Genomic DNA, 13,667 nt, shown 5'->3' on the forward strand with positions numbered 1-13,667 from the left:
CTCCCCAGTAGGTCTACCAATACTACGCCTCGTAGTACTTCTGGCACAATCACTTTCGCCCACCCCCGGTTATTCCAGGCCTGAGTCGACCACCACGAGTTGTTCGAGAAATCCTGATGCGATTGCGAAAATCGAGTACCTGCCTACGCTATTTCCGGCTCTTCGTACTACCTACGGTCGTGAACGAGAACTCGGCTCGCCGAGGCGTGATCGCACGCTTCTCGATATCGCAAGACCAGATAGGTGGATCGAAATGTCCGACGAATACGCACCGGGAAAGGTGGTCGTAGAGCTCAGCACGGATGCGAATGCTCTTGTCTCAGAGCTCATTACCGACACCGTCGAGGGGGGAGCCTATGTCAGTTTCGGGATCGAAACGGTCGACGGCGTCCTGGCCTCGCTGCCCGTGGAATCGATCACCCGGCTCTATGCCGAGGTGGAGCCCTACGAGGTCGTTCCCGACCTGCTGAGCAGCATGCTCGCCACCTACGTGATCCGGCTGTCCGAGGACACCGACATCGACGCCACCATCGACACGCTCATCGAGCTGGACGAGATCTCCTACGCCGAGCCCGCAGGTCTCTGTGACCTCGCGGCCATTCCCAACGACCCGAGTTACGGGGACCAGTGGGGCTTGGACATGATCAACGCGCCGCTCGCCTGGGACCGCCAAAAGGGTTCGGACACAGTCAAAATCACGATCATCGACTCCGGCTGCGATAGCAATCACCCGGATCTCGCACCGCGACTCGGCACGTCGACGCGCGGCAAGGGCTGGGACTTCTGCGAGAACCCCACCGTCGGCCCCGGTCAGCAGCGGGTCGGCGACTTCACCTCGCCGGACGACGACCCCCAGGACGAGATCGGGCACGGCACATCGATGGCAGGCATCATCGGCGCCGCCACCGACAACGGCATCGGCATCGCCGGGGTGACGTGGGGCTGCCGGCTGCTCGCGGCCAGGGTCGTCTGCCGCACCGCCACTTCGACCGGCGGCGTCGGCAGCGGCTGCAATACCGACGAGCTGGCGAAGGCGATCCAATGGGCGGGCGAGTACTCGCAGGTGGCCAACGTCAGCCTGATCAGCCTGATCGGCGACACGAAGCACCTCAGAAACGCGGTCAACTATGCGCTGCAAGCGAATACGACCGTGGTCGCCGCCATGGGCAACGACAATTCCAATATTCTGCGCTATCCCGCCGCCTACGACGGCGTCATCGCCGTCGGCGCGGTCAACAAACTCCGATACCAGTGGGTCGCCGGTCCGAACAGCGGGTCGAACACCGGAAATCATATGAGTGTCAGCGCGCCGGGCTCGAAGATCAAGACCCTCGACCTGTATTCGACCTGGGGCTCGCCCCAGTACACGGAGGCCACCGGCACCTCCCCGGCGGCCGCCTTCGTGTCCGGCATAGCGGGCCTGCTCTACTCCTGCAATGTCAATATCACCCCGCGTCAGGTGAAGCAGATCATCGAGCAAACGGCCAGCCACACCGTCGCCGACCCCGGCTGGACCTGGCCGAACGCCGTATACGGCAACGGAATCGTCGACGCCAAAGCCGCGGTCGACCGGGCCATCGACGGTCCACTGCCCTGAGCAGGTGGACGAGTAGCCGGCTACCCGTGTACCGGCCGCGACTCGGGCCTAGCGTCCGGGAAACAACCCAGTTCAATCAAGGAATCGCTATGACAACCAACGCCACCTACACCCTGACCGGAACCGATCTGCAACTGACCTACGCCGCCGAGTCCGGCAGCCTGGAGATCACGCTCGGCGACTCGTTTTCGCCGTTCAACGACACCCACCGGCTGCAAAGCACACCGGCCGACCATGAGCCGGGCACCGGCATCGTGCTCACCGGCACCATCGAGCACCGCAGCGTCGGGCGCGGCGGCCCGATCGTGCGCACCGCACGGCTCACCGTTTTCCTGCCGGACGCTCCCGAACCCGGCTCCGCGGCAGTGGAATTGGCCGCGACCGGCGCCGTGGTGACAGCCAACCCGGAGGCGGGCGGTGACGCGGCCCCGCAGTATCAGGCGGCGGCACTGACCGGCACCCTGACCGTTCCCGCGGCGGCGCCAGCCGGACGGTTCTGACCGCGACCATGACGGCGGATCGACAGTCCTCGATCTCGGCGCTGTTTCGGGAAGCGATACTGCGCGAAGGCTTTCCGTGCGTCGGCGCGAGGTCCTCGGTTCGCCGTGGGCTCTGCCGGATTCGCGTCTACGACGAACTGGGCGAGGTGCACAGCGCTCGCGCGGGCTGCGGCGACCTGGCCGATTTCGCACGTGATCTGCCCGAGGCCGGGTTCGCCGCGTTCGTCGCGGCGTTCACCGGTCCGCCGGTGGCCTCCGAGGCGCACTTCGAAGACCTACTGTGGCGGCACCTGCAGCACATGCACGACTTCGATATCCGTTCTTTCCCTTGGGATTCGGAAACGAGCCCCGATCCGATGGATCCGTGGTTCTCGTTCAGCATCGGCGGGCATGCCTACTACGTGGTCGGCATGCATCCACTCGCTTCCCGGATGGCCCGCCAATTCCCTTGGCCCACTCTCGTCTTCAATCCGCACACCCAATTCGCGCGGCTGCGCGAGCAGGGGCTGCTCGATTCGTTCAAACGCCGCATCCGGTCCCGTGACATGGCTGTACAAGGCTCGGTGAACCCCATGTTGCTCGATGCCGCATCGGGATCCCAGGCCAGGCAGTATTCCGGTCGCGCGGTGGCCCCGGATTGGCAGTGCCCGTTTCGCCCGAAAAGCGAGTAGTCGCTACTCGCGATAGTCCACCCGATCAGGACCACGCTGATTCGACAATCTCGCACCGGACATCGGGGCCGTGCGGAACCACACGCAATACCACGGCAGGAATTTCGACATGGCAGACTTCGTCTCCGGAGTCGGACCGCTCTTCGGTCCGGACTTCGTCGTTGTGACGGTGAACGACGAGACCGGGAAAAGATATGATGTGCAGGTCTACCCCGACGCGCACAATCCCGAATTACGACAGGCCGGACAGCCCACCCAATACTACTTCCAGCCTTCCCGAGTGTACTTGGCGCGCAAGCACGATACGCCCGACGAGTACGACTTCCAGATGACATTGTTCAAGGGTCTGCTCGACGAGGAATCGAGCGTCACCCCGGAGGAACTGCGCGATGCGGTAACCGAGATCGGCGGCGGATTCTGCACGTTCTCCACCACATTCGCGATTCCGGACAGCGTGATCGAGGGCGTGCTGCAGAAACTGAAGCAGCACGAGCACGGTATGCCAGGCCCGCGCCTCGCGCAGTACTTCAACTATCAGGACAACGACCCGTCCCCTGTTCTCGGCATCGTCCCGATCACCGACAGTGCCGTGGTGTGCGCGGTGCCCGACCCCGCCGCGGTCGGCCATCTGCTCACGATGACGGCCCAGTACAGCGGTAAAGGCAGCATCGAGCAGCACGGTATCTCCACGTTCCTGATCAGTTGCAACCTGGTCGCGGCCGGCGCGATCGCCAGCGCGCTCAAAGCGGGCACCTCACCGCCGTTCACCGTCGCCAACACCTTGCAGGAAGCGTTCTACATCAACGGCGTAACGGTCGTGGTGAATATCGACGTGGACAAGGTGTACGACTCGTTCTCGGCCGCGGTGTCCTCGGGTTCGCTGTTCGGGATCACCGATCTCGAGGCGGAATACGCCTACAGTTCCTGCGTCACCTCGGGCGGGGTCACGACTCACATCACCGAGAACGGCGCGATCCTCGACGAGCAGACCAAGAAATGGGTCACCGAGAACGTCGACATAATGAAGAAAACCGCGATGGATCTGGTCAAGCAGGAAATCTTCGACTGGGATCCGAGCAAGACCGACAGCAAGGCGGCGGCGAACCGGGGCTGGTTCAGCCAGGTCTTCGGGGGCACCTCGGTGTCGCTGAAGTCGACGTACGAGCGACGATCCATCCATTTCAACCAAACACTCATCCTGGACGAGACCATCGCGGTGAGCCAGACCGTCAGCGGCGATCTCAACGATCTGCTGCCCGCGGTGCGCGCCGACCTCAACAAGTACCTGTTCATCATCGACATCGGCGAGTTCTTCAAGAAGATTCAGGTGGCCGCCGCCTGCCAGGTCGATTTCAACGCGCAATCCGAGATGCGCGATCCGCTGCGGGCCGTGCAGCTCGAGGTCGGCTACCCCGACTACTCCCGCCCGGTCGAAGACGGTCAACCCAATCTCCGGATGCTGGGGCAGGGCCAGCACTATATTCCGGGCCAGCTCGCCCCGAGCGGGCCGGTGCGGCCTGCCATCTGGACCGACGCCAACGAGGCCGACTACGTCAACGTTTCCTTTCTGCGCCTGGACAATCCGGTGCCGGGCTGGCCGACCGACCAAGTCAAGCTGCGTCGCAAGCTGGTCTTCGACGGTCGCGACCCCCGGGTGAATCTCTCGTCCGCGATGGCACCGCACGATCCCGCGATCGCCGAGATCGAGGAGCTGACCACCAGTCACAGCCAGATTCTCACGGCCGCCGCCGTCGGCTATATCTTCGTGCGTTTCTACCTGCATCCGGCGAAATTGCCACCGAACATCACGGTGTCGATCACGCCGACGATCGGCGCGGATACCTACCCGCCGATCTCGGTGCACCAGGGGAACCAGACCAACGCGCTGTGGGAGGTGTTCACCGACAAGTACGACGCCGAGAGCGAATTCAGCTACACCATGAAGGTGGTCGTCGACGGTGCGGACTTCCTCGACGAGACCATCATCTACTCCACCGCTACACCGGTGAAAGTTCCACTGCCGCTGGGGCGTATCAAGTATGTGCCGCTGCTGGACGCGCCGCTGCCCGCGGCGCCACCCGACAAGGTCGCCACCATCCGGGACTACGTCAACAGGGCTGTCGCCAGCGCCTGATCTCTTGCGGCACAACAGATCCCACGGAGTATATGATGCCCTCCGCCATAATCGAGCCCGTCATCCCCAGCGACCCCGGCCCCTCGATAGACAATGCCTTCGACGAATTCATAGCGACCGGGGCGACACCTTGGCTGCTCGCCAGGATCGGCCCCGGCATCGACGACAACTGGCAATACCCGATGCCATGCCCACAGAACGGCTTGGATATTCCGTGCTTGCGCTGGGAGAGCGGCACACCCGGTCTGCTGGACAGTACCTCGGGGCCGAGTTGGTATCTGCCCGTTTTCGCGGTGGTCGCCGACGATCCGACGTTCGACTTCGCCGCGGTCCAGTCCGGTGTCGATCCGCACGGCGATCCGTTCAACCGTGCACGACTGACGTTCTCGGTAAGCGTGCAGATGCCGGACAACATCGCCGCGCTCTACCGCGGAGACCCGGGCCTGCCCCCACGATTGGTCGCTGATTTCGGCGTGCTGCAGTTCACGCTGTCCCTACCGGTGACCGACTCCGATGGGAATCCGCAGACGCTCACCGCGACCAGCGACCCGAGCGAGAACGAGGACGGAACCGTCAGCGCGACTTTCGATCTCATCGGCGACGCGGTCGAGGCCGCCTATGCGCACCTGACTCGAAGTGGCAATGCGGTACTGGAGATCTCCGCGGCTTACAGCGTCTACAAGACAGCCCTGGTCAGTGCCCCCGACGTCGGGTTCCCGATACACGGGCCGATCTTCGACGGCTACCAGTTCCAGGTCTTCGGCGACGGTGAAAGCGGAGTGGGCGAACCCGAGCAGCCGGTTCTGGGAGGGTATCGATTCATGCCGGTGACCGCGGTTTTCCACCGATCGGCCGCGCTCGGGCTCACGTTCTCGACCGATACCTACCGGAACCGGTTCACGATCACCGCCGACGGCACGACTAGGCCCATCATCGACAGTACTGATCTCAGCGAATTCGCAGGCGTCCGTTCGGAATACCGCGAGCTGACCTCGCTCGGCAACGTGTCCGACCGCTACCCGACGCTGCGCAGACTCTACTTCGGCCAGGTCAGCGGGACGGTGGTCGCGGTGCCCGCGGCCTACGGCATTGTCCGGGGCGCCAAAGGCCTTGCCTCGGTCTGCGATTCCATCGTCGACGACTCCCCCGGCAGCCGCACCGGCTGCCGCTTCCACTTCACCTTCCTGCTCGCGCCGCTGGCCGATCCGATCGAGCTCGCGCAGTTGGCCGCCGACCTGCCCAGCATTCCCGAGGCCGCCGGCCGTCAGTTGCGGCTCACCCTGCCGGTCGGGCTCGATCCACACCATCCCGGCACCCTGGACGGCTTCCCTGCCGCGACAGCGGTTTTCGCCGACGGCGTGGCGGCGCACACGGTGCAGGCCGGTGTCGACATCACCGATGACCGGTCCACTCCGGCCACCACCACTGTCAACCTGTTCCTCCAGCAGCTCGCCACCAGGGGCCCCGCGCCGTTGTTCGCCGCGCTCGCGGTCCGGCTCGACGATGCGTTCGCCGGGCTGGTGCGGACGCAAGCGACGTTCAATCTGCACCAGACGGCGGACTCCGATGACCTGACCGCCGCGATCGTCTCGCCGGTAGTCCAGGTCACCAACCGCGGGCCGCTCGATCTCGTGCTGCACCGATTGGGCCTGCTCGGTCAGGCCCAGCCGACCGTCATCGGGCTGGCCGACCGGGCGCTGCCCGCCGGACAATCGAGCACGCTGCCCGGTGATGCCTCGCAAGCGACCGGCGCGGTCGTGTCACGGACGCTCGATATTCCAGTGCCACTGCCGAAGTCGGCCCTACGCAACTACGTCACCTTCAATACCACCGTCATCCAGCAGGTGCAGCATCCGCTCACCATCAACGCGGCGGGACTGAACTTCGACGCCACCGGCATCACCCGCATGGACATTCAGATCTCGGTCGACGACGATCCTCGGATCGCGATACCCGCACTCAGCTTGAGCCCGGCGCATCCGATCGATTTCGTCCATGTCTTGATTCCGCTCGGCTCCGCCGTCACCGGCCTGGACTGCACCGTCGTGTTCACCCTCACCACCACCGCCGGGACGCGCGCGGTGCGCCGCGGCCACGATTTCGTCGACGAACCGATCTTCGTCGTCACCGGCAACACGCTCGCTTGACCAAGGACGCCGCCATGCCAGATCCCGCCGGGCCGCTCTTCGGACCGGATGCCCTCGTACTCTCCTCCGGTGCGCCTACTTTCGATGTCCGCGTCTTTCCGGACGCGCGCAATGCCGAACTCGCGGCCGCCGAGCAACCGACCCGGTACTACTTCCAGGCCGTCACGGTCTTCCTCGCCCATCGCGACGGCGGACCCGAGCTCGACTTCTCGATGAACGCTCTCGCCAAGCGACCTCGCCCCGGCGCCCCCGCGGTCGAATACCTCGGCGGCACCTGCACTTTCGCCACCACCCTCGCCCTGCCCGAGTCCGTGCCGACCGACGTCCTCGACAAGATCATTCGCCACGACCACCCCGACCCACCCGCACGCATCGCGCACCTGTTCAACTACCGGCCAACCGCACCGACCCCAGACGTGGTCCCAGTACCGATCACTCGCAATACCGTGTCGTGCACGGCCGCACACACCCGAGCATCCTCCCGCGACATAACGCTCACCGCCCAATACAGTGCGGCGGGAAGTATCGAAATCCACGGCCACAACACCTTTCTCGTCTCGTGCGACGCGGCGGCGACCGAGGAGATCGTGCGAAGCCTGCGCGACGCGTCAGCGCCGCCACTCTCGGTGACCAACACCCTCATCGAGCAATTCGACACCGGCGCAGCATCATTGACCATCGAGTTGCAGATAGATCTCGACCGCCTGTACGCCGCGTGCATTGCAGACAGCAGCGTCGTGGCAGCCGCCGTCTACCGGGCCGGTCAGGCCGCCAACGCGATCCGACACCAGATCACCGACGCCGCTGGACATCCCATCGATGCCGCCCTGAGCGAGTGGCTCGACCACAGCGACGCCCTTCCGGCAACGGTTTTCGGCATGGTCGCCGGTGACCTGTTCGACAGCGGGCCGAACGGACCGACCCTGAAGACCGACCGCGCCCCCTCGGGATCCATGCTGCGACAGTCGTCCAGACTGTGCGGACAGATCTCGGCGCAGCAGACCCTGACTGCCGAATTCGACGATCTGCGCGCTGCCGTCAAGCACGATATCGGCCCCTACCTGACCGTCCTCGACATCGGAATCTAGTTCGCGACCGTGCCGACGTACCGAAACCGAGTCGCGCGGCCCCGCGCCGGTGGGGTTGGCTGGCAGTCCCATGGCGCACATAGATATCGCGGATCTCGACTACTTTCTCCCCGATGGGCGACAGTTGCCCCTATGCGCACGCGCTCACGGATTGGGTCGATGTCGGCGGATACGAGACCGAGACGTTCTGGGACCGGGTGACCATCGCCGCCCTCGGCGTCCCGTTCGATCGGGCCAAGTGGCGCGCCGTGCGCACCCTCAGCGGCGGTGAGCAGAAACGGGTGGTCCTGGAGGCGTTGTTCGCGGAACCGGACGAGTTGCTGCTACCGCAATTCCCGCCTGGCCGAACTGCGCAGGCGCTGGGACGAAGACCATGCCAAGTTGCGTGCGCTTGTCCTGCGGCTGCGCGAGAAGGCCAAGTTCAACGACGGTATCGCGGCCCGCTATCACGCCGCGCAGACCAGGTTGGCCAAGTTCGAAGCCGCGGGGCCACCCGAGTCGGTTCCGTTGCGGCAGAACGTTTCCGTGCGGTTGCGTGGCGGCCGGACCGGACGGCGATCGCTGGTGTGCAGCCAACTCGAGCTCACCGGATTGATGCGGCCGTTCGACACCGAGATCTGGTACGGCGATCGCGTTGCGGTATTGGGCGCCAACGGATCCGGCAAGTCCCACTTCCTGCGGTTGCTTGCGGCCGGCGGCTCCGATCCCGATAAAGAGCACCGGCCCGTGCAGGACATCGACCTCGCGCCCGTGCCGCATACCGGCACCGCCGCGCTCGGCGCCCGGGTCCGTCCCGGCTATTTCGCGCAGACCCATTCCCGGCCTGATCTATCCGGCCGAACGCTGGTGGAGATTCTGCATCTCGGCAACGAACACCGGGACGGGATGGGTCGCGAGGCCGCGAGCCGGGTGCTGGACCGCTACGGGCTCGCCCGCGCCGCCGAACAGCGCTACGACGATCTTTCCGGTGGTCAGCAGGCTCGGCTGCAGATCCTGCTGCTCGAACTGTCCGGGGTCACCATGCTGCTGCTCGACGAGCCGACCGACAACCTGGACCTGCACTCGGCCGACGCACTCGAGCAGGGCGTCGCCGAGTTCGCGGGCACGGTCATCGCCGTCACCCACGACCGCTGGTTCGCCCGCGAGTTCGACCGCTTCCTGGTGTTCGGTTCCGACGGGGCCGTCTACGAGCGCGACCCACCGGTCTGGGACGAGACGCGGGTGCACAGGTCGCGCTGAATTGCGCGGTAACGCGTTGTGGCAGTGGCGAACTCAAGCAACGTTCGGCGTATCACCCGGGGTCAGCGCGTCGCGTAAGTTGCCGAAGACCTCGAGCACCTTGTCGAGCCCGGTAACCTCGATCGGACGCCGAACCTGTGCCGAGGCGACCACCCGGAATCCACCCTTCGCGGACGCCTCTGCCGCCGACAGCAGCACACTGAGCCCCGCGGAACCGAAGAACCGCACGCTGGACAGGTCGACCACGAGCAGCGCCGGTTTTTTGCCGAGCGCGTCCTCGATACCCGATTGCAGCTGTGGCGCCGACGCCGCGTCGACCTCGCCATCGACGGTCAGCACCGCGGCCGAGCCGTCCCCGTCGAGGTGGACATGCAGCGCGCGAGACTCGGCGCTCATCGCGTTACCGCCGTAGCGGTCTTACTGCCTGTTGCGTGGAGTTCTGCAGGCCAAGCATCCATCGGCATCACCATCTCCGTCGTCAGATCAGATAACCTATGCCATCTGGAACAGATTTGTTCTAGCATTCTAGACATGTGAGCGCAAGTGCCTAGAATAGAAAACCTGCTGTGCCCCATAGATGAGGAGAGCGATGCCACCGGAGACCCAGCACGGATCACATCTACCCGACCCAGGCCAAGCGGTCTACGGGATCTCGGTGGCCGCCGACTTGGCCGGGATCGGCGTGCAGACGCTGCGACTCTACGAACGCCACGGCCTGCTCACCCCCGCACGCAGCGACGGCGGCACCCGCCGATACAGCGGCGACGACATCGCCCGCCTGCGACGCATCGCCACGCTGGCCGCCACCGGAGTCAACCTCGCGGGCATCGCCCGCATCCTCGACCTCGAAGACGCCAACGCCACCCTGCACACCGACAACGACCGGCTGCGCGGCGACAATAACGCTTTACGCGAGACCCGCAGCGAGACAGCCGGATAACGAACACACCTGCGGCGTCCCGAGGTTCAGGGTTTACGCAGAATTCCGCCGTATTCGTAGACGTTGTTGCGACGTTCGGTGGCCCCGACGTATTTGAGCAACGGCTCGGGCACCGCTTCCAACGGCGGCTGGGCCGGGTCGGGACGCCAGTCGACGAGATTGACGAGTCCGGGATCGACCGGTTCGAGGCCGTCGAAGAGCGCGTTCACCTGCGCGGGAGTCCGGCTCTGCCACGGTATTCCGGAACCGTCGATCTTCGAGGCAAACGTCGCCCCGAGCGCGGCGTCGTCGCTGACGACCTGGGAGAAGACGAGGTGGCTGCCCGGCACCGCGACAGTATCGATAATGTGCCGCAACACATGCCGCGCACCCTGACCGACCTTGTCGACGTCCTTGAGGTGATGACCGACCGACAGGTACAGCACGGCGATCGGCTGAGTGAAGTCGATCAGGCCCTCGACATCGGGATCGGCGAGAATCAATTCCGGCAGGCGCATGTCGGCGGTGACGACAGTGGTGCTCGCCTTGGCGTCGGCCAGCAGTGCGCGGCCGTGTGCCAGCACGATGGGGTCGGCATCGACATAGGCGACGCGCGCTTCCGGGTTGAATCGCTGGGCGACCTGATGGACGTTGTTGTCGGTCGGCAGCCCGCATCCCATGTCGAGAAACTGGCTGATGCCCGCTTCTTGCACGAGATATCGAACTGCGCGATAAAGGAATTGGCGATTCTGCCGAGCGATGTCGACGCACTCCGGAAAGCGGCCGAGCATATAGAGCAGGATGTCCTGGTCGGCCGGATAGATATCCTTCCCACCGAGCATCCACCCATACACCCGCGCCGAAGACGGCCTGCTGAACGAAACCGCCGGACCGCCCCTGTTTCCCGAGCCCATCTGACGTCCTCTCACCGTGCGCCATGCAGCTGAACGGCGGCTCTACCGTGGCGGCCTATGCCACATCGAGCACGACAACCGGATTCGAGTCATCAGCCGCTGCACGCGTTCAACGAATATATCCGCACTCCGCTGATTTGGACGCAAAGTACGAACTTTGGGAGGAATTGCGATAAACCGACGGACGGGTGCCGGTGTGCCGTAAGAATGCGGTCGACAGCGCGCCCGCGCTGGCGAAACCGCACCGGCCCGCTACCTGGCCGACGGTCAGGCCGGTATGGCGCAGCAACTGTTTCGCCTCCTCGATCCGCAGGCGGGTGAGGCACCGGTAGGGCGTCTCCCCGGTCTCCTTTTTGAACACCCGGACGAGGTGGTAGACGCTCAGGTGTACCTCGGCGGCGATGTCGGCCAGGGTGATCGGATCGGCGAGTCGCTCGCGCATCATCGCGGCGGCCGATCGGACGCGCGCGTCCTCCGGTCGGGGTGTGCCCCGACTCAGCTGCGGGGTGAGGACAGAGAGATAGACCAACCCGCCGATCAGTTCCGCCGCGAGTTCGGCCAGCTCGGTAGCGATTATCCAGCCCGCGCTGTGCCCGGCCGCTCGGGCGAGCGGACGGGGCGTGAGCGTGCTCAGCTGTTCAGTCATGAGGTATACCGAGTACTACTTCACCGTCAAGAAAGAAGCCGACATCGCGCTCAGTCGCAGCGAGCTGAACTGGCTGATCCTGCGTCCCGCACTGCTTCTCGACGGCGAAGGAACAGGCACCGTCTCCCTCGGCCCCGCGGAGTTCCACGGCGAGATCACCCGCGATGACGTCGCCGCCACCCTCGCCGAACTACTCCACGAACCCCGCATCGGCAGGCAGATTCTCGAACTCGATACCGGCACAACGCCGATCGACAAAGCGGTCTGCGCGAATGTCCGCTGATGGCGTCGGCTAGTCGGCGATTACACGATCCAATATTCGTTCCGCTATCCCCGCGATAGTCAGTGAGGGGTTGGCGGCCGCGCAGTTTCCCGGAATCAGTGAGCCGTCGACGACATACAAATTCGGGTAGCCGATTACCCGGCCATCGAGGTCGGCCGCGAGACCGATCGGGACGCCGCCGAGTGGATGGGCGGTGAAGGACATTCCCGGGGCGAAGGGAAATCCGCGTGCCGGTGTGTTCGCCGATCCGCCTGCCCGTTCGTGTACCCGAAGCGCGGCCGACAGCGAATCCCGCCAACCGGCCTGCGCGAACGACAGCCGCGGCTCGGTGCCCTCAACCGTCCAGGAAGTGCGATTTTCCCAGTCCGCGGTGGTCGACAATTGGGCAAGGATCGGCGGCTCGCCGGGTGGTCCCGGCAGGCTCACGGCTTCGACCCGGATCGGCGGATAGTCGGGTTCGTCGTCGACAACGGACGAGCTGACGATCGCGCTTGCCTGCGGGCCGGGGATATCCAGGGTGTCGGCGAATCGCCAGGTCATCTGATCGCCGTTGTCGCCGACGTTGGTGCCGACGTGCTCGTTGAGGTCGGGCAGGCCGCCGCGGGCCCGCGATCGCAGCAGGAGCCGAGTAGTTCCGATGGCTCCGGCCGCGAGGAAAAGCCGGTCGCAGGTGTAGGTTTCGGTGCCGCCTGCCTCGTTCATCACTTCGACGTCGATGACGAATTTGCCGTTTTCGTTGGCGATATTCTGGACGTCGCGCAACGGCAACAGTCCCCAGTTGGGGAACCCAGCTGCCCAGCGGAGGTAGCTTCGGGTAACGGATTTCTTGGCGGTATCCCGATTCCAGGACAACGCCGGGTCGATAGCGGTCGGTGCGCCACCCGTGCGGTCGAATACTTTTCGCACGATGTCCCAGTCGAAAGTGGACAACACCGGCGCGGTCGCCATCCCGGCGCGAGCCATCTGGGCATCGGCCAACCGCAGGTGCGCGAAGGGTGCGCGGGCAAGGAGGTCATCCGGGACCTGTGTCGCAGCCAATCGCGCGATGACCCGCGGCCAATACACCGATTTCAGCTCGTCGTAGCTCAGCGCCGCCGGAAATATCTTCTCGAAATACCGGCGCACCGGCGGCACGGTGGCGCCCGCGTAAACGATGGACCCGCCGCCGACACAGGCCGCGGTCGCAACACCGACCGTGCCAGCGATATACGGCTGCACCAGACCCGGCGTCCTGGTCACCGTCGGCTCCCAAAGCCATTGGGGGTCGCGATAATCCAGCGCGGAGTCGAACACAATCGCGTCGTCGGTTTGACTCCATCCACGACCACGCTCGAGGGTGCGAACATCGACTCCCGCCGCGGCCAGCCGGTATGCGGCGATCGCCCCACCGAACCCGCTGCCGATCACGATCGCCTGATGGTGCGTCCGGGTCTCCGCGCGCGCCCGCGCCGGGAGCAACAGCGGCGCACTGCACGCCGCGGCGGCCAGCGCCGCTCCGCGCACCAGCACCGTGCGACGGTTCACTGACG

The 13,667-nt window shown here is 65.1% G+C and carries 12 protein-coding genes and 1 pseudogene; 9 read left to right on the plus strand and 4 right to left on the minus strand.

The features are described from left to right. Window positions 1–253 precede the first annotated feature (253 nt). The 7 genes and pseudogenes from ACIA8C_RS08750 to ACIA8C_RS08780 form a co-directional block, all read left to right on the plus strand. Window positions 254–1,597, plus strand: coding sequence for a S8 family serine peptidase (locus tag ACIA8C_RS08750; RefSeq protein ID WP_397132453.1), 1,344 nt, complete (start codon window positions 254–256; stop codon window positions 1,595–1,597). Window positions 1,598–1,686: 89 nt separating this feature from the next. Further along, window positions 1,687–2,097 carry a hypothetical protein gene (locus ACIA8C_RS08755; RefSeq protein ID WP_397132454.1) on the plus strand — a complete coding sequence of 137 codons (411 nt, stop codon included), beginning with the start codon at window positions 1,687–1,689 and terminating at the stop codon, window positions 2,095–2,097. Window positions 2,098–2,105: 8 nt separating this feature from the next. Next, window positions 2,106–2,768: a guanitoxin biosynthesis heme-dependent pre-guanitoxin N-hydroxylase GntA gene (gntA, locus tag ACIA8C_RS08760; RefSeq protein WP_397132456.1), complete on the plus strand. Its 663-nt coding sequence runs from the start codon at window positions 2,106–2,108 to the stop codon at window positions 2,766–2,768. 109 nt (window positions 2,769–2,877) lie between these two features. Then, window positions 2,878–4,902: a hypothetical protein gene (locus ACIA8C_RS08765; RefSeq protein WP_397132458.1), complete on the plus strand. Its 2,025-nt coding sequence runs from the start codon at window positions 2,878–2,880 to the stop codon at window positions 4,900–4,902. 35 nt (window positions 4,903–4,937) lie between these two features. Beyond that, window positions 4,938–7,049: a hypothetical protein gene (locus ACIA8C_RS08770; RefSeq protein WP_397132460.1), complete on the plus strand. Its 2,112-nt coding sequence runs from the start codon at window positions 4,938–4,940 to the stop codon at window positions 7,047–7,049. A 14-nt stretch (window positions 7,050–7,063) separates the two neighbouring features. After that, window positions 7,064–8,137 carry a hypothetical protein gene (locus tag ACIA8C_RS08775; protein WP_397132462.1) on the plus strand — a complete coding sequence of 358 codons (1,074 nt, stop codon included), beginning with the start codon at window positions 7,064–7,066 and terminating at the stop codon, window positions 8,135–8,137. Window positions 8,138–8,256: 119 nt separating this feature from the next. Further along, window positions 8,257–9,376 (plus strand): annotated as a pseudogene (locus ACIA8C_RS08780) (ATP-binding cassette domain-containing protein); the annotation flags it as partial. 33 nt (window positions 9,377–9,409) lie between these two features. Here the strand turns inward: ACIA8C_RS08780 and ACIA8C_RS08785 are convergent. After that, complete coding sequence (locus tag ACIA8C_RS08785) at window positions 9,410–9,772, minus strand: STAS domain-containing protein (RefSeq protein ID WP_397132464.1); 363 nt, start codon at window positions 9,770–9,772, stop codon at window positions 9,410–9,412. Window positions 9,773–9,965: 193 nt separating this feature from the next. On the opposite strand from ACIA8C_RS08785, the gene ACIA8C_RS08790 reads away from it, so the two are divergent. Next, window positions 9,966–10,316: a helix-turn-helix transcriptional regulator gene (locus ACIA8C_RS08790; protein WP_397132466.1), complete on the plus strand. Its 351-nt coding sequence runs from the start codon at window positions 9,966–9,968 to the stop codon at window positions 10,314–10,316. A gap of 26 nt (window positions 10,317–10,342) precedes the next feature. Here the strand turns inward: ACIA8C_RS08790 and ACIA8C_RS08795 are convergent, their stop codons facing one another. Beyond that, window positions 10,343–11,209: an SAM-dependent methyltransferase gene (locus tag ACIA8C_RS08795; RefSeq protein WP_397132468.1), complete on the minus strand. Its 867-nt coding sequence runs from the start codon at window positions 11,207–11,209 to the stop codon at window positions 10,343–10,345. 109 nt (window positions 11,210–11,318) lie between these two features. After that, entirely contained in the window at window positions 11,319–11,855 is a 537-nt protein-coding gene (locus ACIA8C_RS08800) for a helix-turn-helix domain-containing protein (protein WP_397132469.1), read from the minus strand. Between ACIA8C_RS08800 and ACIA8C_RS08805 the strand changes: the two genes are divergently transcribed. Then, window positions 11,854–12,138 (plus strand): NAD(P)H-binding protein, encoded by a 285-nt coding sequence (locus ACIA8C_RS08805; protein WP_397132471.1) that lies wholly within the window; start codon window positions 11,854–11,856, stop codon window positions 12,136–12,138. The two genes, ACIA8C_RS08800 and ACIA8C_RS08805, sit on opposite strands and share 2 nt — an antisense overlap. A gap of 9 nt (window positions 12,139–12,147) precedes the next feature. Here the strand turns inward: ACIA8C_RS08805 and ACIA8C_RS08810 are convergent, their stop codons facing one another. Then, the gene (locus ACIA8C_RS08810; protein ID WP_397132473.1) at window positions 12,148–13,662 is read right to left on the minus strand and encodes a GMC oxidoreductase; all 1,515 of its coding nucleotides are present in this window, start codon (window positions 13,660–13,662) and stop codon (window positions 12,148–12,150) included. Between the last annotated feature and the right edge of the window lie 5 nt (window positions 13,663–13,667).

This window comes from Nocardia sp. NPDC051321 (assembly GCF_044455225.1).
Classification (GTDB): domain Bacteria; phylum Actinomycetota; class Actinomycetes; order Mycobacteriales; family Mycobacteriaceae; genus Nocardia.

Excerpts from the sequence above, each read along its gene's own strand:
- ACIA8C_RS08750 (WP_397132453.1), top strand. The coding sequence starts at position 254 with ATGTCCGACGAATACGCACCGGGAAAGGTGGTCGTAGAGCTCAGCACG.
- ACIA8C_RS08755 (WP_397132454.1), top strand. The coding sequence starts at position 1,687 with ATGACAACCAACGCCACCTACACCCTGACCGGAACCGATCTGCAACTG.
- gntA (WP_397132456.1), top strand. The coding sequence starts at position 2,106 with ATGACGGCGGATCGACAGTCCTCGATCTCGGCGCTGTTTCGGGAAGCG.
- ACIA8C_RS08765 (WP_397132458.1), top strand. The coding sequence starts at position 2,878 with ATGGCAGACTTCGTCTCCGGAGTCGGACCGCTCTTCGGTCCGGACTTC.
- ACIA8C_RS08770 (WP_397132460.1), top strand. The coding sequence starts at position 4,938 with ATGCCCTCCGCCATAATCGAGCCCGTCATCCCCAGCGACCCCGGCCCC.
- ACIA8C_RS08775 (WP_397132462.1), top strand. The coding sequence starts at position 7,064 with ATGCCAGATCCCGCCGGGCCGCTCTTCGGACCGGATGCCCTCGTACTC.
- ACIA8C_RS08785 (WP_397132464.1), bottom strand. The coding sequence starts at position 9,772 with ATGAGCGCCGAGTCTCGCGCGCTGCATGTCCACCTCGACGGGGACGGC.
- ACIA8C_RS08790 (WP_397132466.1), top strand. The coding sequence starts at position 9,966 with ATGCCACCGGAGACCCAGCACGGATCACATCTACCCGACCCAGGCCAA.
- ACIA8C_RS08795 (WP_397132468.1), bottom strand. The coding sequence starts at position 11,209 with ATGGGCTCGGGAAACAGGGGCGGTCCGGCGGTTTCGTTCAGCAGGCCG.
- ACIA8C_RS08805 (WP_397132471.1), top strand. The coding sequence starts at position 11,854 with ATGAGGTATACCGAGTACTACTTCACCGTCAAGAAAGAAGCCGACATC.
- ACIA8C_RS08800 (WP_397132469.1), bottom strand. The coding sequence starts at position 11,855 with ATGACTGAACAGCTGAGCACGCTCACGCCCCGTCCGCTCGCCCGAGCG.